Below are 21,891 nucleotides of genomic sequence, written 5' to 3' on the forward strand. Positions count from 1 at the left end.
GCATGAGTGACTCGGCTCAGTATGCTCGCAGTCCGCACCACTTCTTCGACGCGGACGCGGGCCCCGTGGTCCGTCCGTACGCCATGACCCGCGGCCGGACCAGCACCGCGACCCGTCACCGGCTCGATCTGATCGCCCTGGTCGTGCCCGAGGCCGCGGCCGACGATCCGGGCCGTGACCAGTCGCTGTCGCCGGAGCATGTCGAGATCGTCGAGCGCTGTGGCGATGTGCCCCAGTCGATCGCCGAACTCGCGGCCACCCTGGACCTTCCCGTGGGTGTGGTCCGCGTCCTGGTCGGCGATCTCCTTGAGGACGCCCTGGTGCATGTAACCCGTCCCGTTCCGCCGGCCGAGCTGCCGGACGTGAGCATTCTCCGCGAGGTGATCAATGGTCTTCGGGCGCTCTAGCCGCCGAAAGCCGCCCATCGAACCCGTGACGCTGAAACTTCTGGTCGCGGGCGGATTCGGCGTCGGCAAGACAACGCTGGTGGGCGCGGTCAGCGAGATCAGACCGCTCCGTACCGAGGAGACGCTGAGCGAGGCGGGTCGGCCCGTCGACGATCTCGAGGGCGTGGAGAGCAAGAAGACCACCACGGTCGCGATGGACTTCGGGCGCATCACGCTCCGCGAAGACCTGGTGCTCTACATCTTCGGCACCCCCGGCCAGGACCGTTTCTGGTTCCTCTGGGACGAGCTCGCACAGGGCGCGCTCGGCGCGGTCGTCCTCGCCGACACCCGTCGCCTGGAGGACTCCTTTGCGGCCATCGACTACTTCGAACGGCGCGGGATCCCCTTCACCGTCGCGGTCAACTGCTTCGAAGGGGCGGGCCGTTTCCCCGGCGAAACCGTGCGGGCGGCGCTCGATCTCGACGCCGAAGTGCCCGTGCTGATGTGCGACGCGCGGGAGAGGGAGTCCGTCAAGGAGGTGCTGGTCGCGGTGGTCGAGCACGCCCTGACCCGCGCCGACCGGCAGCGCGAGCACGCCACGACCTGACGGTGCCGAACCAACACGGCCCGTACCCCCACCGACAGGGGTACGGGCCGTGAGCCGTGCGGGGCCGTCCCGAGCGCCGGGTGTGGCTCAGGACCGGCCGCCGTCCTCCTCCCAGCCGAAGCTCCGCTCGACCGCCTTGCGCCAGTTGTCGTACTCGCGCTCGCGGATCTCCGCCTCCATGCGCGGCGACCACTCCACATCGCGCTGCCAGTGTGTCTTCAGCTCGTCGAGGTCCGACCAGACGCCGGTCGCGAGCCCGGCGGCGTACGCCGCTCCCAGACACGTCGTCTCGGAGACCTTCGGGCGGATCACCGGCACCCCCAGCACATCCGCCTGATGCTGCATCAGCAGGTTGTTGGCGGTCATGCCGCCGTCGACCTTGAGCGTGGTGATCTGCACCCCGGAGTCCTGGTACATCGCGTCGACGACCTCCCGCGTCTGCCAGCTCGTAGCCTCCAGCACCGCCCGGGCCAGATGCGCCTTGGTGACGTAGCGCGTCAGACCTGTCACGACACCGCGGGCGTCGGAGCGCCAGTACGGGGCGAACAGGCCGGAGAACGCGGGCACGATGTACGCCCCGCCGTTGTCGTCCACGCTCGCCGCCAGCGTTTCGATCTCGTCCGCGCTGCGGATGATGCCGAGCTGGTCGCGGAACCACTGCACCAGCGCACCGGTGATGGCGATCGAACCCTCCAGGCAGTACACCGGATTCTCGTCGCCGATCTTGTAGCCGAGGGTGGTGATCAGACCGCTCTTGGAGGGCACGGGCCGGTTGCCGGTGTTCAGCAGCAGGAAACTGCCGGTGCCGTACGTGTTCTTGGCCGTGCCCGTGTCGTAGCAGGCCTGCCCGAAGACGGCCGCCTGCTGATCGCCCAGCGCGGATGCCACCGGCACCCCCGCGAGCTGGCCGACGGCCGTCCCGTACACCTCGGACGACGACCTGATCTCCGGGAGCATCACCTGCGGCACGTTCATCGCCGACAGGATCGTGGGGTCCCATTCGAGGGTCCCCAGATTCATCAGCATGGTGCGCGACGCGTTGGTCACATCAGTGGCGTGGACCCCGCCCTCCGTGCCGCCGGTGAGATTCCAGATCAGCCAGGAGTCGATGGTCCCGAAGGCGATTTCTCCGCGCTCGGCCCGGCTGCGCAGCCCGGGCACGTGGTCGAGCAGCCAGGCGCACTTGGGCCCGGAGAAGTAGCTGGCGAGCGGCAGCCCGGTCGCGTCGCGGAAGCGGTCCTGCCCGTCCGTGCCGCCCAGTTCGTTGCAGAGAGCTGAGGTACGGGTGTCCTGCCAGACGATCGCGTTGTGCACGGGTTTGCCGGTCGCCCGGTCCCACAGCACCGTGGTCTCCCGCTGGTTGGTGATGCCGAGGGCGCTGAGCTGGTCGGCGCGCAGCCCCGCCTTGGCGATCGCCCCCGCCACCACCGCCTGCACCTTGGACCAGATCTCGGTGGCGTCGTGCTCCACCCAGCCCGGCTTGGGGAAGATCTGACGGTGTTCACGCTGGTCGACGGCGACGATCGCGCCGTCCTGGTTGAAGATGATGCAGCGGCTGGACGTGGTGCCCTGGTCGATTGCGGCGACGAACCTGTCCGTCATGACATCCCCTTGTCGATGAGGCCAAAAGGGCCTAGAAGGCTGCGTTGAAGATGAGGCCGGCCAGCAGCCCGCCGATGACGGGCCCGGCCACCGGCACCCAGGCGTAACCCCAGTCGGAGGTGCCCTTGTTGGGGATCGGAAGCAGCGCGTGGGTGATGCGCGGTCCGAGGTCGCGGGCAGGGTTGACGGCGTAACCGGTCGGCCCGCCGAGCGAGAGACCGATGCCGACGACCAGCAGTGAGACCAGGAGGATGGAAATGCCGGATCCGTAGATCCCGGCGTCCTGCCCGGGTATCTGGCCGATGCCTATGCCGTCGTTCTTGCCGAAGGCGAGAATCGGCAGGACCAGGCCGACGGTCGCGATGGTCTCCGTCATCAGGTTGGCGACGGGACTGCGGATCTCCGGTGCTGTGGAGAAGATCCCGAGCGTGGGCTGCGCGTTCCTCTCGTCGGCATTGGCCCGGAACTGCGCGAAGTAGACGAGGTAGGCGAGTACGGCCCCGAGGACGGCGCCGACCATCTGCGCCACGATGTAGAGCGGGACCTTGCTCCACTCGCCGGTGTCGACGGCGACGCCGAGCGTCACGGCCGGGTTGAGATGCCCGCCGGACAGGGGCGCGGAGGTGTACGCACCGGCCAGCACCCCGAAGCCCCAGCCGAAGGCGATCACGACCCAGCCCGCGGAGCGGGCTTTGGAGTGATGGAGCGTGACTGCGGCGCAGACGCCCGCGCCGAAGAGGATGAGGATCGCGGTGCCGATGACCTCACCGACAAATATGTCTCCGTTGCTCATGGTGGCTCCTAGGCCCTCGCCCGGGGCCCCGGCCCCGGTCCTGCGTGCAGGGTGCGTGCTCCATGGCGTGCGTGGCTGCGGCGGGAGGCAGGGGATTCCCGTACTCTGCCCGGCGTCCGTGACGCGCATGCCGAAGTGCGGCGATGCCGACGATGAGGCAGTGTTCACCGGCCATGATGGGTCGTCAAGGCCATTGACAGCATGCGCAGTTCAGGGCCGGTGCGTTGACACGCCACCCCGGAACGTAAGGCAGCGGGAGGCCGCCTTCCGGTCGGCTCAGCGGACGGCGACGACCGCCGAACCATGGCCGAACAGTCCCTGGTTCGCGGTGATTCCGGTGCGGGCGCCGGTCACCTGGCGCTCTTTGGCGGTACCGCGCAGCTGCCAGGTCAGCTCGCAGACCTGGGCAATGGCCTGAGCGGGTACGGCCTCGCCGAAGGAGGCGAGACCGCCGCTGGTGTTCACGGGGATGCGCCCGCCGAGCGCGGTGGCTCCCTCACGCACCAGCTTGGCGCCCTCGCCGGCCACGCACAGGCCGATGTCCTCGTACCATTCGAGCTCCAGGGCGGTGGACAGGTCGTAGACCTCGGCGAGGGAGAGGTCCTCGGGTCCGATGCCCGCCTCCTCGTACGCGGCCAGCGCGATGGACTTCCGGAAGGTGTGCGGGAAGGGGTCCACGGCCGCCGCCGAGTCGGTGGCGATGTCCGGGAGGTCGAGTACGGTCCTCGGATACGTGGGGGTGACGGTGGATACGGCCCGGATCCGGACCGGGTGGGCGGCTCCGTGCCGGCGCGCGAAATCCAGACTCGCGAGCACCAGTGCCGCCGCGCCGTCGGAGGTCGCGCAGATGTCGAGCAGCCGCAGCGGATCGGCGACCACCGGGGAGGCGGCGACCTCCTCGGCCGAGACGGCGGACCGGTAGCGGGCGTGGGGATTCAGCGCGCCGGCAGCCGCGTTCTTCACCTTGACCAGGGCGAAGTCCTCGGGAGAGTCGCCGTGCAGGGCCATGCGGCGCCGGGCGTAGAGTCCGAAATAGGCGGGGTTGGTGGCGCCGAGCAGCCGGAAGCGCACCCAGTCCGGGTCGTCGGGCCGCTCGCCCCCGGCGGGCGCGAAGAAGCCTTTCGGCGCCGCGTCCGCGCCCACCACGAGCACCACGTCGGCCATGCCCGCGAGGATCTGGGAGCGCGCGGTGTTGATCGCCTGCGCGCCGGAGGCGCAGGCGGCGTAGACGCTGGTCACGCGCGCTCCCTGCCAGCCCAGGGCCTGGGCGAACGTCGCCCCCGCCACATAGCCGGGGTAGCCGCAGCGCATGGTGTCCGCGCCGACGACCGACTGCACCTGGCGCCAGCCGATCCCGGCGTCGGCGAGCGCGGCCCGGGCGGCCACGGTCCCGTACTGGACGAAACTGCGCCCCCACTTGCCCCAGGGATGCATCCCCGCCCCGAGGATCGCCACCTCGCCGGTCATGACGCCACTCGCACGGGCCGCCAGTGCCAGGTCGTCCAGAGTGTCTCCGGGGTCTCGTCGAGCACGCCGGGCACCACCTCGACCTCCATTCCGACCGCGAGATCACCGACCGACACACCCGGCACGGCCTGGCCGAGTACGACCATCCGCTCTGCTTCGAGCTCGACGGCGACGAGCGTGTACGGCTCCCACTCGGTGTCCGGGTCGGAGACATAGGGCGCCGGCGGGCGGTAGCGCCCGTCCGTGTACGACCACACCCGGCCGCGCTTCGACAGCGGCACCTCCGCCAGCTCACCTCCGGCGCACGCCGGGTTGCGGCAGAAGGTGTCCTCGCGGGGGAAGAAGACGGCCGAGCAGGCCGAGCAGCGGGTTCCGAGCAGCCGGAAGTCCTCCTCGCCGGTGTCCTGTGTGAACCAGCCGGTCACCACGGGCGTACGCGTCACGGTGCCTCCCAGCAATCTGACGGAACGTCAGAAGTGTGCCACGGGTCAGCTCTCCCGGCGACCCGCCCGGGAGATGAACCGGAAAGCGCCCTGCTGCGTCCGAGTCGGAGAAAGGACGGCCGGAGCCCACGGGGGTGGTCCCGGGCGTCCTTTCCCGCCTCAGTGCCCGGCGACCGAACGCAGGGCGACGGGGAAATCGAAGTAGGTGTCCGGGAAGGGCTCCGGCCTGTAGGTGAAGTGCCACCACTCCTCGGGCAGGTTCACGAAGTCCTCGCCGCTCAACGTGCCGTTCAGAAGCTGCCGGTTGGCGCGCTGTTCACCCTGGATTCTGGGGTCGACGGTGTGGGACAGCGTGTCGAAGCAGTCGAATCCGGTCCCCATGTCGACGGAATTGTCCGGGAAACGCTGGGACTTGGGTGCGAAGCAGGGGGCGAGAGGCTCACCCGGCACATGCGGCCTGGTGGGAAGCGCCGGCAGCTTCACGACGGTGAGATCGACCGTGCTCCCGCGGCTGTGCCCGGACTTCTCCGCGATATAACCGTCGGCGAACAACCTCGACTTGTCGACCTGTGGATAGAACTCCCGCTTCATGGCCTCGTCCGCGAGATCCTTCGCCCATCGGACGAAGTGGTCCACGGCCCGCTGGGGCCGATAGCAGTCGTACACCTTCAGGGAATAGCCCTGCCGCAGCAGTTTCCGCTGCGCCCGGCGAAGAGCCTGCGCGGCGGGCCGGGTGACGATGCACAGCGGCTGGCGATAGCCGTCGACGGGCTCGCCCACGAAATTGTGCCCGGTCGGGTAGCGCATCTCCTCGATGATCGTCGGGTCAACGGTACGCAGCGCCACGAACTCCTTCGGGGCCTTCGGCTCGGGTCCGGCCTGCACGGGAGAGGCCGTCAGGACGATGACGGCGCAGAGGGCGGCGGCCGTCGCTGCGAGTGAGCGCACAGCGGGAGCAAGTCCGGTCATGCGCACACCGTCTATCAGTTCCGGGCCCCGCGGGAAAGGGCGATCGGATACAGTCCGCGCGTGTCCAAGGACTCCCACTGCGCCAACTGCGGAGCGCCGTACGCCTCCGTCACGGACTGGCCCCGCACCTGCCCCGCCTGCGCGGAGACGGCCTACCGCAACCCCCTGCCCGTCGCCGTCGCGCTGCTGCCGACGCGCGACGCCGAAGGCACCGGTCTCGTCGTCATCACCCGCACGATCGACCCGGGGTGCGGCTCTATCGCGCTGCCGGGCGGCTACATCGACTTCGGTGAGGACTGGCAGCAGGCGGTCGTAAGGGAGTTGGCGGAGGAAACCGGCATCGAGGCCTCCCGCGCCGACGTCCGGCTGGCCGACGCCATGAGCTCCCCGGACGGCCACCTGCTCCTCTTCGGCCTGCTGCCGCAACGCCGGGCGCCGGACCTCCCGCCATCCGTTCCGACGGACGAGACGACAGGCTGGCATGTGCTGCACGCCCCCACGGACCTGGCGTTTCCGCTGCAGACCAAGGCGGTACGACGGTGGTTCGAGGGCGGGTACGCGTAAGGGCCACTGGGCGTGCCGCAAGGTCTCGCCTGGTTCGCCCCGTGGCCCTTCGGACACGGGAGGTGCGCCCACCACCGGAGCCCGCTCACCGATCGGGCCTGATCCGGCCTGATCGGGCCCTGATCCAAAAGTAGGGCGCTACGCTCCGGACCCCCTCACCCGCACCCTCCACCGCGGCCGCGTCGACCCCTCCTCCGCGACCTGCTTCACCACCACCCGGCCGTCCACCAGCCGCGACGTATAGCGCTCCACCTCCGCGGTCTCCCAGCCGTCCCCCACGTCCGGGACCACCAGGCCACCGCCCGTTCGCCCCTCCGCCGGCGCCCAGACCTCAAGCTCCATCTCGCCGTCGGCGCCCCGCACCGGGATCACCGCGCCGCCCCGCGCCAGCACCGGGACCCGCGACAGCGGCGCGTCGACGAGCACTTGCCCCGGCCCTTCGTACGCCTCGCCCGTCGCGGTGTCGTACCAGCGTCCCCGGGGCAGCCGTACCGCCCGCCGGTCCGTCCCCCGCTGCAGCACCGGCGCCACCAGCAGCGCGTCCCCCAGCAGAAAAGCGTCCTCGCAGTCGCGCAGTACCCGGTCCTCCGGGCAGCCCCACCACAGCGGACGCGCGTACGGCGCCCCGGTCAGGTGTGCCAGGTGAGCAAGCGTGACGAAGTAGGGCCGCAGCCGTTCCCGTTCGGTGAGCGCCGCCCGCGCATGGGCGAGGACCGCGGGGCCGAACTCCCACGGCTCCCTGCGCCCGGCGTCGATCGCCGCGTGTGTACGGAAGAGCGGCAGATGCGCCCCCAGTTGGAACCAGCGCAGATACAGCTCGGGCGACGGGCTGCCGTCGAAGCCGCCGACGTCGGGGCCGGAGTAGGGGACCCCGCACAGCCCGAGCCCCAGCGCCAGTGAGAGCGAGGCGCGCAGCCCGGGCCAGCCGGTGGACACGTCGCCGGACCAGGTGCCCCCGTAGCGCTGCATGCCCGCCCAGCCGGAACGGGAGAAGAGGAAGGGCCGCTCCTCGGGCCGCAGCCGCCGCAGACCTTCGTACCCGGCGCGCGCCATCGCGAGGCCGTACACATTGTGGGCCGCCCGGTGATCGCCGCCCTGCCCGCCCTGCCCGTCCAGGGCGTGCCGGGCCGAGCGGGGGAGTGTCATGTCGCCGAAGGGTGTGAAGGACACCGGTTCGTTCATGTCGTGCCAGACCCCGGAGAAGCCCTGCGTCAGCCGCTCGGCGTAGAGCTCTCCCCACCAGCGGCGCGCCCGCGGGTCGGTGAAGTCCGGATAGACGCAGTCGCCTGGCCAGACGACGCCCCGGACCTCCTGCCCCGCCGCGTCCTTCACGAAGGCATCCACCGTCCGCCCGCCGTCGTACACCGGATTCCCCGGCTCCGCCTTCACCGCCGGATCGACGATGGAGACCAGCCGCATCCCGTCCTCCCGCAGGTCCTTCGCCAGTCGCGGCAGATCCGGGAACCGCTCGCGGTCGACGGTGAAAACCTGATGCGCGTCGTAGTGGTCGATGTCGAGATGGACGGCCGACAGCGGCAGATCCCGCTCCCGGTATCCCGCCACGATCCGCCGCACTTCGCGCTCACTGCCGAAGCCCCACCGGGCGTGCTGCGGGCCGAGCGCCCAGGACGGCGGTACGGCGGGGGCGCCCGTCAGCTGTGTCCAGCCGGCCAGCACACGCGCGGGGGTGCCCACGACCACCCAGCAGCGCAGCGGTCCGCCGTCCATCCGCACCTCGCTGGTGCCGGGCCGGTCGTGGCCCGAGCCCGCACCCTCCTCGCCCTCCCGCAGGGTGACGCGGCCGTCCCAGGTGTTGTCGTGGAAAGCGAGATGGGTGCCGGCGTCGGAGACCACCAGCTGGACGGGCATGGTGATGTAGAGCGGGTCGTCGTCGGGACCGAAGCTGCCGCGGGGGTCGGTGTTCCAGAGCCGGTAGGTGCCGTTTGGCAGCCGCGGTCCGGACGACCGGCCGCCGAGCCCGAAGAAGCGCGCGTCCGCGGGGACTTCGGTGCGCTGGACCCACCGCGCCTGGCCGCCACACACCGGTTCCCACCAGCGAGGGGGCAGATCCCGGCGCAGAACCACCCCGCCGGGGGTACGGATCTCGACGGCTCCGTGCCGTGACACCTCCACCGTCACCCGCTCCGACACCACACGCCAGCCGCCGTCCTTGTCGGGCTCCAGCTCGGCCCGCGGGTCGGCGTCGGGAGGGTCACCGGCGAGCGCGTACGAGGGACCGGGCTCGGCGCCGTCCCAGCCCCAGAAGACGGCGCCGCCCGACGCCACTCGGATACGCAGCCGAGAACGGGCAAAGCGGATGATTCCTCCGCCGGGCAGGGGCTCGGCCCCGGCCACGGGCCCCGGCACCCTGGCTCGCTCGGCCCCTCTCGCGGGAAGCTCCCGTGCGTCGGTGCGCCGTTGCCGCCAGGCCGAGCGTGCCACGCGCAGCCCCTGCACCGTTCCGAAGATCCTCACCGAGCGCACCAGATCACGACCGTCCATGCAGCTCAGCCTGCCATCCGGGCGAGGGCGCGCGGGGTTTGTTCAGCTTCCGTTCACCCGTGGTGGGAGCACCTATTCTCTTGCCCGACCATGGGTGGGGAGCCCTGGTGCGAAAGAGGATCACATGGCATCGTCCGTGTCAGCCGCCTCACGCGCACACCCCGCTCGTGGTGCGACGCACGCCGACCACGCGTAGAGCCACCCGGGAGCCGACCCATCATGACCTCAGCAGCGCACCCTGCCCCTCTCTGGCAGCCGGACGCCGACCGCATCGCCGTCGCCCGGATCACCCGGTTCCAGACCTGGGCCGCCGAGCGGCACGGTGCCCCGGCCGAGGGCGGATACGCGGCGCTGCACCGCTGGTCCGTGAACGAGCTCGAAACGTTCTGGCAGGCGGTCGCCGAGTGGTTCGACATCCGCTTCTCCAGCCCGTACGAGCGAGTCCTCGCCGATCCGGGCATGCCCGGTGCCCGGTGGTTCCCCGGCGCCACACTGAACTACGCGGAGCACGCGCTGCGCTCCGCCGAGGGCCGCCCCCAGGATCCGGCGCTCCTCCATGTGGACGAAGCACATGAGCAGACTCCGATCAGCTGGGCCGAACTCCGCCGCCAGGTGGGCGCGCTCGCCGCGGAACTGCGGGCCCTCGGCGTGCGCCCCGGCGACCGGGTCAGTGGCTATCTGCCCAACATCCCGCAGGCGGTCACCGCCCTGCTCGCGACCGCGGCGGTCGGCGGTGTGTGGACCTCCTGCGCCCCCGACTTCGGTGCGCGCAGCGTCCTCGACCGCTTCCAGCAGGTCGAGCCCGTGGTCCTGTTCACCGTCGACGGCTACCGCTACGGCGGCAAGGAACACGACCGCACCGGGACCGTCGCCGAGCTACGCGGTGAACTCCCCACCCTGCGCGCGGTGATCCACATTCCGCTGCTCGGTACCGCGGCTCCTCAGGGGGCGCTCGACTGGTCCACGGTCACCTCCGGCGACGCGGAGCCCGTCTTCGAGCAGGTCCCCTTCGACCACCCGCTGTGGGTCCTGTACTCCTCCGGTACGACGGGTCTGCCCAAGGCCATCGTCCAGTCGCAGGGCGGCATCCTGCTGGAGCACTTCAAGCAGATCGGACTGCACTGCGACCTCGGCCCCGAGGACCGCTTCTTCTGGTACACCTCGACCGGCTGGATGATGTGGAACTTCCTCGTCTCCGGCCTGCTCACCGGCACGACGGTCGTCCTGTACGACGGCAGCCCCGGCTATCCCGACACCGGCGCCCAGTGGCGTATCGCCGAACGCACCGGGGCAACCCTCTTCGGCACCTCGGCGGCGTATGTGATGGCCTGCCGCAAGGCCGGTGTCCACCCCTCCCGCGATCACGATCTGTCCCGTATCGCGTGTGTCGCCACCACCGGCTCCCCGCTGCCGCCCGACGGTTTCCGCTGGCTGCACGACGAGGTCGCCGAGGACCTGTGGATCGCCTCGGTCAGTGGTGGTACGGACGTCTGCAGCTGTTTCGCGGGTGCCGTTCCGACCCTGCCCGTCCACATCGGCGAGCTTCAGGCCGCCTGCCTCGGCACCGATCTCCAGTCCTGGGACCCGCACGGCAAGCCGCTCATCGGCGAGGTCGGCGAGCTGGTCGTGACCAACCCCATGCCATCCATGCCGGTCAGGTTCTGGAACGACCCCGACGGCAGCCGCTACCGCGACAGCTACTTCGAGATGTTCCCCGGCGTCTGGCGGCACGGCGACTGGATCACCATCACCGACCGCGGCTCCGTGGTCATCCATGGCCGCTCGGACTCCACCCTCAACCGCCAGGGTGTCCGTATGGGTTCCGCCGATATCTATGAAGCCGTCGAGCGCCTGCCCGAGATCAAGGAATCGCTGGTCATCGGCTTGGAGGAGCCGAACGGCGGGTACTGGATGCCCTTGTTCGTCCACCTCGTCGAGGGTGCCGTACTCGATGAGGGGCTGCGCACGCGCATCAAGCAGACGATCCGCGAACAGCTCTCGCCGCGCCATGTCCCGGACGAGGTGATCGAGGTCCCCGGCATCCCCCACACCCTCACCGGCAAGCGCATCGAGGTCCCGGTGAAGCGCCTCCTCCAGGGCACCGCCCTGGCCAAGGCGGTCAATCCGGGCTCGGTCGACAACCTCGACCTGCTCCGCTTCTACGAGGACCTGGCGCGCACCCGCTCGTCACCTCACTGACGGGCGGGCCCTCGCCCGCTTGGTGACGGTTCGTACGTGTTCCCAGCGTGGGAACCCGCCCGAGGCCAGGGAGTTGAGTTCCGTACCCACGATGTCCGAGGCGTGATCGTTCTCGATCACCAGCACGTCTGACGCCTGACGCAGGACGTCCAGGAGCGCCTCGCGCCGCCCGGCCGTGAAGCGGCCCCGTACGGATTCTGCGCCCGCGGGCTGCACACGACGGCCCGCGCGTCCGCCCGAAGTGCCGCCGCAAGGGCGTCCGGACGCATGCCCTCGTCGTCGACCGCCACGGGGATGAACCACGATCTCCTGGGAACTCTCTGTGGCCTCGCTCCCGACGACGCACAGGGCGCCTACCTGGGAGTGCACGGAGTCGCCGCATAGGCCCAGCGCAGGGCCGGTCCGCTCGTCGTCACCGGGATCATCGCGGCAGGCCCGGCGGGCTGGGCCCTGCGCGGCGCCGGACTGGTCGCCACCTGCTTCGCCCAGCACGGCCTTTGTGCGAAAAGCGCTGCCGGAAGACCCGTTGTCAGTGCCGTCGATTACGGTGAGTCACCAGTGATCAACTGCTCTCAGGGGGAGAAATGGCGAACACCAGGCAGCCGAAGCAGGCCAAGCGAACCAGGCCGTCCAAGAGGCAGCGGTCCAAAGACAGGAGCGCAACCCTGCGGCGCACGCTGCACCGCGAAGTACCCAGCACCGTAGGCGTCCTGGCCGACGCACAGGACTTCGCCGAAATGCGCCGGTACCGCACCTTCACCTTCGACGACCACGCAGGATATCTCCGGCACGTCGAAGCCCTGCTCAAACACCTCTCCACCCGCCAACTCCACATCAGCGTCGCTCTCTTCGACCCCGACGACTTCGCGGAGTACTGCACCGAGACGGGCCTCGACCCCGACACGGCCGCCGGCCGCAGCTGCTACACCGCCGCCGTCGCCGGCCGCGGCGCCGGCCTCGCCTACACCGGACAGCCCCTCGACCAGCTGCTGCCCCAGCTCATCAACACCGCCGTCCGCCAGGCGACCTGGGAGTACGCCACCCTGCTCCTCGCCGACGCCGGTGGCTGCGCCGACTGCGGCCAGGACATCGGCCGCGCCGCTTTCGACCGAGCCTCCCGCACCCTGATGCGGCTGCTCGAAGCGGCAGGGCCCGGCAGGCACCATCTGGTCTGCAGCATCCCCGCCCCCGACGAACAGCTCCTTGCCGTCCTCCACGCCGAAGGCGCCCCCGAAGCGCCCGTCGACGTGGACGCGTCCGAGGGCGCGGAATTCGTCACCGTCCTCGCCACCGGCATTGCTCTCGAAACACCCGGGGGCGTCGTTCTCCGTACGAGCACGGCGGACGCGCCGGACCGGCTCCACGGGTGGAGACTCCAGCGGGGCCGGCTCCTCCCGCTCACCGCCGGCGAGGTCTTCAGCGCCTACTGCACCGACGCCGCCACCGGCGATCCGATCTCGCCGGAGCCCGGCGTCGAGTACTGCGCGGGCTTCGACATCACCACCGACGATCCCGACCACTGTCACTGAACGCCGATGTCACTGAACGCCGATGGGGCTTCCCGCCGCCCTGGCAGGAAGCCCCATCGGTCACCACTGACCCGGCGCCCCGACTACTCGCCGGAGAGCACCGCCTGCGCGGCGACCCGCGCCTCCTCGGCGGTGTCCGCGGCCCGTGCCGCGGCGGCAGCCCGCTCGCACTGGGCGAGCGTGTACTTCGCCAGCGTCGCCCGGACGTAAGGAAGGGACGCCGCACCCATCGACAGCGAGGTCACACCAAGACCCGTGAGGACACACGCGAGCAGCGGATCGGAGGCAGCCTCACCGCACACACCACAGCTCTTGCCCTCGGCCTTCGCGGCCTCGGCCGACAGCGCCACAAGATCCAGCAAGGCCGGCTGCCACGGATCCTGCAGGCGCGACACCGCACCGACCTGACGGTCGGCGGCAAAGGTGTACTGCGCGAGGTCATTGGTGCCCAGCGACAGGAACGCCACCTCCTGCAGGATCGAGCGCGCCCGCAGCGCGGCGGACGGGATCTCCACCATCGCGCCGAACTTGGCCCGCAGCCCCGCCTCGCGGCACGCGTCCGCGAATGCCTTCGCGTCCGTACGGTCGGCCACCATCGGCGCCATGACCTCGAGGTAGACCGGCAGCCCCGCCGCGGCCTTGGACAGCGCCGTCAACTGTGTACGCAACACATCCGGGTGATCCAGAAGGCTACGCAGCCCCCGCACACCCAGCGCCGGGTTCGGCTCGTCGGCCGGAGTCAGGAAGTCGAGCGGCTTGTCCGCACCGGCGTCCAGCACCCGTACGACCACCCGTCCCTCCGGAAACGCCTCCAGCACCTTGCGGTACGCCTCGACCTGCTTCTCCTCCGACGGCGCCTCCTTGCTGTCGTCCAGGAAGAGGAACTCCGTACGGAACAGACCGACACCCTCGGCACCGGCCTCGACCGCGGCCTGCACATCGGCGGGCCCGCCGACATTGGCCAGCAGCGGCACCTTGTGCCCGTCGGACGTGGCACCGGGCCCGCTGGAAGCGGCGAGTGCGGCCCGGCGCTCCGCCGCGGCCCTCTCCAGCTCACTCCGCTTCGCGGCGCTCGGCTCGACGAAGATCTCGCCGGTGCTGCCGTCGACCGCCACGAGCGTGCCCTCGGCCAGCTCCCTGGCACCCGGCAGGGCCACCACCGCGGGCACCCCGAGGGCCCGCGCGAGAATGGCACTGTGGCTGGTCGGCCCGCCCTCCTCGGTGACGAATCCGAGCACCAGCGCCGGGTCGAGCAGGGCCGTGTCCGCAGGCGCGAGGTCCCGCGCGATCAGTACATACGGCTCGTCGCTGTCCGGCACACCGGGCATCGGCACGCCCAGCAGCCGCGCCACGATCCGGTTCCGCACGTCGTCCAGGTCGGCAACGCGACCGGCAAGGTACTCCCCGGCGCCCGCCAATAGCGCTCTGAACGCGGCGAACGCGTCGTACACCCCGCGCTCGGCCGTGCTCCCGACAGCGATGCGCCGCTCCACATCTGCCATGAGCTCCGGGTCCTGCGCCATCATGGCCTGCGCCTCAAGAACGGCCTGTGCCTCTCCACCGGCCAGATTGCCCCTGGCAATCAGATCGGCGGCCACAGCTTCCACGGCCTTGCGGGCGCGCCCCTGTTCGCGCTTCGCGTCCTGCGGCGGAATCTGCTTGGCCGGCGGCTCCAGAACCGCCGTGCCCATGTGCCGGACCTCGCCGATGGCCACACCGTGGCTCACGCCGACGCCTCGCAGCGTTGTCTCCATTGCAACCCGTCTCCGATCGAGCGGCGGTCCGCACCGCCGCGGTGGATGTCCCACTCGCCGCCACTGCGGCGTGAGCGCTACTGCCAGCCGAAGAGCGCGTCGCCGGCCTTCACGTCGCCGTTCTCCCGGACGTCGGAGAGGGAGTCGGCTGTGGCCTCGAGTGCCACCACCGGGCAGATCGGGGACTTGCCCGCAGCCTCGACGGCCGCCGGGTCCCAGCGGACCACTGCCTGCCCGCGCTGAACCGTGTCGCCCTTGCTGACGAGCAGCTCGAAGCCGCTGCCATTGAGCTGAACAGTGTCGATGCCGAGGTGGGTGAGGACACCGTGCCCCTGGTCGTCGACGACGACGTAGGCGTGCGGATGGAGGGAGACGACGATGCCGTCAACCGGGGCGAGGGCCTCCGAAGGCTCACGCACGGGGTCGATCGCGGTACCGGGGCCGACCATCGCACCGGAGAAGACCGGGTCCGGCACAGCTGCGAGTCCGATGGCGCGTCCGGCAAGAGGGGACGTCACTGTGGTCATGGAGCCTCCCAGGGGCGGAGATTCGAAGCGCGTCGTCACTGCCTGTCCTGGACGACGCGCTGTTCAGAAGGGTAAATCACGAGAAGTCCTAGTTCCGCCCGGTAGTTGCCAGTTGGCGGACCTAGAGGTGCACCGGAACCGATTTGCCGTCGCGTCCCGGCGGGCTGTAGGGTCGCACCCCTGCCCGACCCCAACACGACGTCGCGTCGGGGGTCAGCAGCACCTATCAAGGCGAGATACTAACTGGTCTAAACCTCTGCTGCCCGCAGGGCGGTGGTCAGGAGGACCGGAAAAGCCTGATAGTCTTTGGAAACACCGAAGGGAAGCGCCCGGAGGACCCCATGAAAAAGGGCCTGAAGGAAGCGTCCGTTCCTTGAGAACTCAACAGCGTGCCAAAAGTCAACGCCAGATATGTTGATACCCCGTCTCTGCTTCGGCAGGGCGTGGTTCCTTTGAAAGTCCTATCTTGGCCCTTTGGGCGGGTAGGCAATTGACACAGCGAGGACGCTGTGAACAGTCGGTCTTATTCCGACCGGCTGTTCCGCTCTTGTGGTGTTCATCCCGATTACGGGAAAACATTCATGGAGAGTTTGATCCTGGCTCAGGACGAACGCTGGCGGCGTGCTTAACACATGCAAGTCGAACGATGAAGCCCTTCGGGGTGGATTAGTGGCGAACGGGTGAGTAACACGTGGGCAATCTGCCCTTCACTCTGGGACAAGCCCTGGAAACGGGGTCTAATACCGGATACCACTCTTCCTCGCATGGGGAGGGGTTGAAAGCTCCGGCGGTGAAGGATGAGCCCGCGGCCTATCAGCTTGTTGGTGGGGTGATGGCCTACCAAGGCGACGACGGGTAGCCGGCCTGAGAGGGCGACCGGCCACACTGGGACTGAGACACGGCCCAGACTCCTACGGGAGGCAGCAGTGGGGAATATTGCACAATGGGCGAAAGCCTGATGCAGCGACGCCGCGTGAGGGATGACGGCCTTCGGGTTGTAAACCTCTTTCAGCAGGGAAGAAGCGAAAGTGACGGTACCTGCAGAAGAAGCGCCGGCTAACTACGTGCCAGCAGCCGCGGTAATACGTAGGGCGCAAGCGTTGTCCGGAATTATTGGGCGTAAAGAGCTCGTAGGCGGCTTGTCACGTCGGATGTGAAAGCCCGGGGCTTAACCCCGGGTCTGCATTCGATACGGGCTAGCTAGAGTGTGGTAGGGGAGATCGGAATTCCTGGTGTAGCGGTGAAATGCGCAGATATCAGGAGGAACACCGGTGGCGAAGGCGGATCTCTGGGCCATTACTGACGCTGAGGAGCGAAAGCGTGGGGAGCGAACAGGATTAGATACCCTGGTAGTCCACGCCGTAAACGTTGGGAACTAGGTGTTGGCGACATTCCACGTCGTCGGTGCCGCAGCTAACGCATTAAGTTCCCCGCCTGGGGAGTACGGCCGCAAGGCTAAAACTCAAAGGAATTGACGGGGGCCCGCACAAGCAGCGGAGCATGTGGCTTAATTCGACGCAACGCGAAGAACCTTACCAAGGCTTGACATATACCGGAAAGCATCAGAGATGGTGCCCCCCTTGTGGTCGGTATACAGGTGGTGCATGGCTGTCGTCAGCTCGTGTCGTGAGATGTTGGGTTAAGTCCCGCAACGAGCGCAACCCTTGTTCTGTGTTGCCAGCATGCCCTTCGGGGTGATGGGGACTCACAGGAGACTGCCGGGGTCAACTCGGAGGAAGGTGGGGACGACGTCAAGTCATCATGCCCCTTATGTCTTGGGCTGCACACGTGCTACAATGGCCGGTACAAAGAGCTGCGATGCCGTGAGGCGGAGCGAATCTCAAAAAGCCGGTCTCAGTTCGGATTGGGGTCTGCAACTCGACCCCATGAAGTCGGAGTTGCTAGTAATCGCAGATCAGCATTGCTGCGGTGAATACGTTCCCGGGCCTTGTACACACCGCCCGTCACGTCACGAAAGTCGGTAACACCCGAAGCCGGTGGCCCAACCCCTTGTGGGAGGGAGCTGTCGAAGGTGGGACTGGCGATTGGGACGAAGTCGTAACAAGGTAGCCGTACCGGAAGGTGCGGCTGGATCACCTCCTTTCTAAGGAGCACTTCTTACCAGGCCTGGCCTGGTCAGAGGCCAGTTCATCGGCGAATGTCCGGTGCTGGTTGCTCATGGGTGGAACGTTGACTATTCGGCACGGTTGGTTGGGATCACTAGTACTGCTTCGGCGTGGAACGTGTGTCTTCGACTGGTCGTGCCGGGCGCGCTGTTGGGTGTCTGAGGGTGCGAGCGTGAGCTCGTCCTTCGGGATGCCGGTCCCAGTGAACTCGCCTGATGGGGTGGGGTGATGGGTGACTGGTCGTTGTTTGAGAACTGCACAGTGGACGCGAGCATCTGTGGCCAAGTTTTTAAGGGCGCACGGTGGATGCCTTGGCACCAGGAACCGATGAAGGACGTGGGAGGCCACGATAGTCCCCGGGGAGCCGTCAACCAGGCTTTGATCCGGGGGTTTCCGAATGGGGAAACCCGGCAGTCGTCATGGGCTGTCACCCGCTGCTGAACACATAGGCAGTGTGGAGGGAACGAGGGGAAGTGAAACATCTCAGTACCCTCAGGAAGAGAAAACAACCGTGATTCCGGGAGTAGTGGCGAGCGAAACCGGATGAGGCCAAACCGTATGCGTGTGATACCCGGCAGGGGTTGCGCATGCGGGGTTGTGGGATCTCTTTTTCACGGTCTGCCGGCTGTGAGACGAGTCAGAAACCGTTGATGTAGGCGAAGGACATGCGAAAGGTCCGGCGTAGAGGGTAAGACCCCCGTAGCTGAAACATCAACGGCTCGTTTAAGAGACACCCAAGTAGCACGGGGCCCGAGAAATCCCGTGTGAATCTGGCGGGACCACCCGTTAAGCCTAAATATTCCCTGGTGACCGATAGCGGATAGTACCGTGAGGGAATGGTGAAAAGTACCGCGGGAGCGGAGTGAAATAGTACCTGAAACCGTGTGCCTACAAGCCGTGGGAGCGTCGGACATCAAGCTTGCTTGGTGTCTCGTGACTGCGTGCCTTTTGAAGAATGAGCCTGCGAGTTTGCGGTGTGTTGCGAGGTTAACCCGTGTGGGGAAGCCGTAGCGAAAGCGAGTCCGAATAGGGCGATTCAGTAGCGCGCTCAAGACCCGAAGCGGAGTGATCTAGCCATGGGCAGGTTGAAGCGGAGGTAAGACTTCGTGGAGGACCGAACCCACCAGGGTTGAAAACCTGGGGGATGACCTGTGGTTAGGGGTGAAAGGCCAATCAAACTCCGTGATAGCTGGTTCTCCCCGAAATGCATTTAGGTGCAGCGTCGTGTGTTTCTTGCCGGAGGTAGAGCACTGGATAGGCGATGGGCCCTACCGGGTTACTGACCTTAGCCAAACTCCGAATGCCGGTAAGTGAGAGCGCGGCAGTGAGACTGTGGGGGATAAGCTCCATGGTCGAGAGGGAAACAGCCCAGAGCATCGACTAAGGCCCCTAAGCGTACGCTAAGTGGGAAAGGATGTGGAGTCGCAGAGACAACCAGGAGGTTGGCTTAGAAGCAGCCACCCTTGAAAGAGTGCGTAATAGCTCACTGGTCAAGTGATTCCGCGCCGACAATGTAGCGGGGCTCAAGCGTACCGCCGAAGTCGTGTCATTCACGCATATATCCCCAACGGGAGTGTGGATGGGTAGGGGAGCGTCGTGTGCCGGGTGAAGCCGCGCCGGAAGGCAGTGGTGGACGGTTCACGAGTGAGAATGCAGGCATGAGTAGCGATACACACGTGAGAAACGTGTGCGCCGATTGACTAAGGGTTCCTGGGTCAAGCTGATCTGCCCAGGGTAAGTCGGGACCTAAGGCGAGGCCGACAGGCGTAGTCGATGGACAACCGGTTGATATTCCGGTACCCGCTTTGAAACGCCCAGTATCGAGCCCATTAATGCTAAGGCCGTGAAGCCGCCCTGATCTCTTCGGAGTTGAGGGGAGTGGTGGAGCCGCCGGCCCAAGGTGGTAGTAGGTAAGCGATGGGGTGACGCAGGAAGGTAGTCCAGCCCGGGCGGTGGTTGTCCCGGGGTAAGGGTGTAGGCCGTGTGATAGGCAAATCCGTCACACATGAGGCTGAGACCTGATGCCGAGCCGATTGTGGTGAAGTGGATGATCCTATGCTGTCGAGAAAAGCCTCTAGCGAGTTTCATGGCGGCCCGTACCCTAAACCGACTCAGGTGGTCAGGTAGAGAATACCGAGGCGTTCGGGTGAACTATGGTTAAGGAACTCGGCAAAATGCCCCCGTAACTTCGGGAGAAGGGGGGCCATCACTGGTGAGAGCACTTGCTGCTTGAGCTGGGGGTGGCCGCAGAGACCAGCGAGAAGCGACTGTTTACTAAAAACACAGGTCCGTGCGAAGCCGTAAGGCGATGTATACGGACTGACGCCTGCCCGGTGCTGGAACGTTAAGGGGACCGGTTAGTCACATTTCGGTGTGGCGAAGCTGAGAACTTAAGCGCCAGTAAACGGCGGTGGTAACTATAACCATCCTAAGGTAGCGAAATTCCTTGTCGGGTAAGTTCCGACCTGCACGAATGGCGTAACGACTTCTCGACTGTCTCAACCATAGGCCCGGTGAAATTGCACTACGAGTAAAGATGCTCGTTTCGCGCAGCAGGACGGAAAGACCCCGGGACCTTTACTACAGTTTGATATTGGTGTTCGGTTCGGCTTGTGTAGGATAGGTGGGAGACTGTGAAGCGGCCACGCCAGTGGTTGTGGAGTCGTCGTTGAAATACCACTCTGGTCGTGCTGGATGTCTAACCTGGGTCCGTGATCCGGATCAGGGACAGTGTCTGATGGGTAGTTTAACTGGGGCGGTTGCCTCCCAAAGGGTAACGGAGGCGCCCAAAGGTTCCCTCAGCCTGGTTGGCAATCAGGTGTTGAGTGTAAGTGCACAAGGGAGCTTGACTGTGAGACCGACGGGTCGAGCAGGGACGAAAGTCGGGACTAGTGATCCGGCGGTGGCTTGTGGAAGCGCCGTCGCTCAACGGATAAAAGGTACCCCGGGGATAACAGGCTGATCTTCCCCAAGAGTCCATATCGACGGGATGGTTTGGCACCTCGATGTCGGCTCGTCGCATCCTGGGGCTGGAGTCGGTCCCAAGGGTTGGGCTGTTCGCCCATTAAAGCGGTACGCGAGCTGGGTTTAGAACGTCGTGAGACAGTTCGGTCCCTATCCGCTGTGCGCGTAGGAGTCTTGAGAAGGGCTGTCCCTAGTACGAGAGGACCGGGACGGACGAACCTCTGGTGTGCCAGTTGTCCTGCCAAGGGCATGGCTGGTTGGCTACGTTCGGAAAGGATAACCGCTGAAAGCATCTAAGCGGGAAGCCTGCTTCGAGATGAGGACTCCCACCCCCTTTGAGGGGTTAAGGCTCCCAGTAGACGACTGGGTTGATAGGCCAGATGTGGAAGCCCCGCAAGGGGTGGAGCTGACTGGTACTAATAGGCCGAGGGCTTGTCCTCAGTTGCTCGCGTCCACTGTGTTGGTTCTGAAACAACGAACTGTCGAGTCCCCATGGCCGGGACTCCGGTGAACAGTTTCATAGTGTTTCGGTGGTCATTGCGTTAGGGAAACGCCCGGTTACATTCCGAACCCGGAAGCTAAGCCTTTCAGCGCCGATGGTACTGCAGGGGGGACCCTGTGGGAGAGTAGGACGCCGCCGAACAATCATTGTGGGAAAGCCCCGCACCTTCTGGTGCGGGGCTTTTCTGCGTTCAGGACCGGCCTGTCCGGCCCCGTACACCCCTGTGCACAGTGCAGTCATGGCTGAGGGTAGGGTCAGGAGGCATCGTCGGCACGTTCCACACAGGAGGCCCCCGGGTGGAGGTCCAGGAGACCCGCGTTCAGACGGACCGGGTACTCACCATCCCCAACATCCTCAGCATGGCGCGTCTTCTCGGAGTGCCGCTCTTCCTGTGGCTGATTCTCCGCCCTGAGTTCGGGGGACCCAACAGCGACGTCTGGGCATTGCTGGTGCTGATGCTGAGCGGTGTCAGCGACTATCTCGACGGCAAGCTCGCCCGGCGCTGGAACCAGATCAGCAACCTGGGGCGGCTTCTCGACCCCGCTGCCGACCGTCTGTACATCCTCTCCACCCTTGTAGGGCTGACCTGGCGCGAGATTCTGCCCATCTGGCTCACGGCCGCCCTATTGGCGCGGGAACTGATGCTGCTGGTGATGGTGGGAATCCTCCGCAGGCACGGCTATCCGCCGCCCCAGGTGAACTTCCTGGGCAAGGCAGCAACCTTCAACCTCATGTATGCCTTCCCCTTGCTGCTGCTCAGTGACGGAAGGGGGTGGCTTGCGTCACTGGCTGCTATTTTCGGATGGGCGTTCGCAGGATGGGGTACAACTCTCTATTGGTGGGCAGGGATCCTCTATGTGGTCCAGGTCCGCCGACTCGTCAAGGCGGACGCAGTGGCCGATTGACCTCGTCGATGCCGTGCCGTGCAGAGTCGCCGGCCGCGCATGATGCCAGAGG

Annotated in this window: 15 protein-coding genes and 3 rRNA genes; 9 read left to right on the forward strand and 9 right to left on the reverse strand. The window is 67.0% G+C overall.

All coding sequences use genetic code 11. From position 1 onward, the window contains the following. Nucleotides 1-2 precede the first annotated feature (2 nt). Together OG293_RS30890 and OG293_RS30895 are read left to right on the forward strand one after the other, a co-directional pair. Nucleotides 3-407 carry a DUF742 domain-containing protein gene (locus OG293_RS30890; RefSeq protein ID WP_406002053.1) on the forward strand — a complete coding sequence of 135 codons (405 nt, stop codon included), beginning with the start codon at nucleotides 3-5 and terminating at the stop codon, nucleotides 405-407. Next, nucleotides 388-993 (forward strand): GTP-binding protein, encoded by a 606-nt coding sequence (locus OG293_RS30895; RefSeq protein WP_406002054.1) that lies wholly within the window; start codon nucleotides 388-390, stop codon nucleotides 991-993. Before OG293_RS30890 ends, OG293_RS30895 begins: the two co-directional genes overlap by 20 nt. Nucleotides 994-1,080: 87 nt before the next feature. Here the strand turns inward: OG293_RS30895 and glpK are convergent, their stop codons facing one another. From glpK to OG293_RS30920, 5 genes are all read right to left on the reverse strand, one after another. Further along, a complete protein-coding gene (glpK, locus tag OG293_RS30900; protein ID WP_406002055.1) occupies nucleotides 1,081-2,595 on the reverse strand; it encodes a glycerol kinase GlpK in 1,515 nt (504 codons plus the stop codon). Between the two features lie 31 nt (nucleotides 2,596-2,626). Beyond that, on the reverse strand, nucleotides 2,627-3,388 hold the full coding sequence (locus OG293_RS30905; RefSeq protein ID WP_406002056.1) for an MIP/aquaporin family protein: 762 nt from the start codon (nucleotides 3,386-3,388) through the stop codon (nucleotides 2,627-2,629). A 276-nt stretch (nucleotides 3,389-3,664) separates the two neighbouring features. Then, complete coding sequence (locus tag OG293_RS30910; RefSeq protein WP_406002057.1) at nucleotides 3,665-4,855, reverse strand: lipid-transfer protein; 1,191 nt, start codon at nucleotides 4,853-4,855, stop codon at nucleotides 3,665-3,667. Continuing rightward, on the reverse strand, nucleotides 4,852-5,283 hold the full coding sequence (locus OG293_RS30915) for a Zn-ribbon domain-containing OB-fold protein (protein WP_406003766.1): 432 nt from the start codon (nucleotides 5,281-5,283) through the stop codon (nucleotides 4,852-4,854). Before OG293_RS30915 ends, OG293_RS30910 begins: the two co-directional genes overlap by 4 nt. Before the next feature lie 174 nt (nucleotides 5,284-5,457). After that, the gene (locus OG293_RS30920) at nucleotides 5,458-6,267 is read right to left on the reverse strand and encodes a M15 family metallopeptidase (RefSeq protein ID WP_406002058.1); all 810 of its coding nucleotides are present in this window, start codon (nucleotides 6,265-6,267) and stop codon (nucleotides 5,458-5,460) included. A gap of 60 nt (nucleotides 6,268-6,327) precedes the next feature. On the opposite strand from OG293_RS30920, the gene OG293_RS30925 reads away from it, so the two are divergent. Continuing rightward, nucleotides 6,328-6,831 carry an NUDIX domain-containing protein gene (locus OG293_RS30925; RefSeq protein ID WP_406002059.1) on the forward strand — a complete coding sequence of 168 codons (504 nt, stop codon included), beginning with the start codon at nucleotides 6,328-6,330 and terminating at the stop codon, nucleotides 6,829-6,831. Nucleotides 6,832-6,969: 138 nt separating this feature from the next. Here OG293_RS30925 and OG293_RS30930 read toward each other — a convergent pair whose 3' ends face one another. Further along, entirely contained in the window at nucleotides 6,970-9,333 is a 2,364-nt protein-coding gene (locus tag OG293_RS30930; RefSeq protein ID WP_406002060.1) for a glycoside hydrolase family 31 protein, read from the reverse strand. Nucleotides 9,334-9,552: 219 nt separating this feature from the next. On the opposite strand from OG293_RS30930, the gene OG293_RS30935 reads away from it, so the two are divergent. After that, nucleotides 9,553-11,532 carry an acetoacetate--CoA ligase gene (locus OG293_RS30935; protein WP_406002061.1) on the forward strand — a complete coding sequence of 660 codons (1,980 nt, stop codon included), beginning with the start codon at nucleotides 9,553-9,555 and terminating at the stop codon, nucleotides 11,530-11,532. Here OG293_RS30935 and OG293_RS30940 read toward each other — a convergent pair. Beyond that, the gene (locus tag OG293_RS30940; RefSeq protein ID WP_406002062.1) at nucleotides 11,521-11,748 is read right to left on the reverse strand and encodes a hypothetical protein; all 228 of its coding nucleotides are present in this window, start codon (nucleotides 11,746-11,748) and stop codon (nucleotides 11,521-11,523) included. The two genes, OG293_RS30935 and OG293_RS30940, sit on opposite strands and share 12 nt — an antisense overlap. A 368-nt stretch (nucleotides 11,749-12,116) precedes the next feature. Here OG293_RS30940 and OG293_RS30945 point away from each other — a divergent pair, with 368 nt between their 5' ends. Further along, a complete protein-coding gene (locus OG293_RS30945; protein WP_406002063.1) occupies nucleotides 12,117-13,061 on the forward strand; it encodes a hypothetical protein in 945 nt (314 codons plus the stop codon). Between the two features lie 83 nt (nucleotides 13,062-13,144). Here OG293_RS30945 and ptsP read toward each other — a convergent pair whose 3' ends face one another. Together ptsP and OG293_RS30955 are read right to left on the reverse strand one after the other, a co-directional pair. Next, nucleotides 13,145-14,815 (reverse strand): phosphoenolpyruvate--protein phosphotransferase, encoded by a 1,671-nt coding sequence (gene ptsP, locus OG293_RS30950; protein WP_406002064.1) that lies wholly within the window; start codon nucleotides 14,813-14,815, stop codon nucleotides 13,145-13,147. Nucleotides 14,816-14,892: 77 nt separating this feature from the next. Next, nucleotides 14,893-15,342, reverse strand: coding sequence for a PTS glucose transporter subunit IIA (locus OG293_RS30955; RefSeq protein WP_406002065.1), 450 nt, complete (start codon nucleotides 15,340-15,342; stop codon nucleotides 14,893-14,895). Between the two features lie 578 nt (nucleotides 15,343-15,920). Here OG293_RS30955 and OG293_RS30960 point away from each other — a divergent pair. The 4 genes from OG293_RS30960 (at nucleotide 15,921) to OG293_RS30975 (ending at nucleotide 21,839) form a co-directional block, all read left to right on the forward strand. Next, nucleotides 15,921-17,446, forward strand: a 16S ribosomal RNA gene (locus tag OG293_RS30960). A 301-nt stretch (nucleotides 17,447-17,747) separates the two neighbouring features. Then, nucleotides 17,748-20,872, forward strand: a 23S ribosomal RNA gene (locus OG293_RS30965). An 86-nt stretch (nucleotides 20,873-20,958) separates the two neighbouring features. Next, a 5S ribosomal RNA gene (rrf, locus tag OG293_RS30970) occupies nucleotides 20,959-21,075 on the forward strand. Together the 16S, 23S and 5S rRNA genes form the textbook arrangement of a ribosomal RNA operon. Before the next feature lie 155 nt (nucleotides 21,076-21,230). Then, nucleotides 21,231-21,839 carry a CDP-alcohol phosphatidyltransferase family protein gene (locus OG293_RS30975; protein WP_406002066.1) on the forward strand — a complete coding sequence of 203 codons (609 nt, stop codon included), beginning with the start codon at nucleotides 21,231-21,233 and terminating at the stop codon, nucleotides 21,837-21,839. Nucleotides 21,840-21,891 lie beyond the last annotated feature (52 nt).

This window comes from Streptomyces sp. NBC_00829 (assembly GCF_045161795.1).
GTDB lineage: Bacteria > Actinomycetota > Actinomycetes > Streptomycetales > Streptomycetaceae > Streptomyces.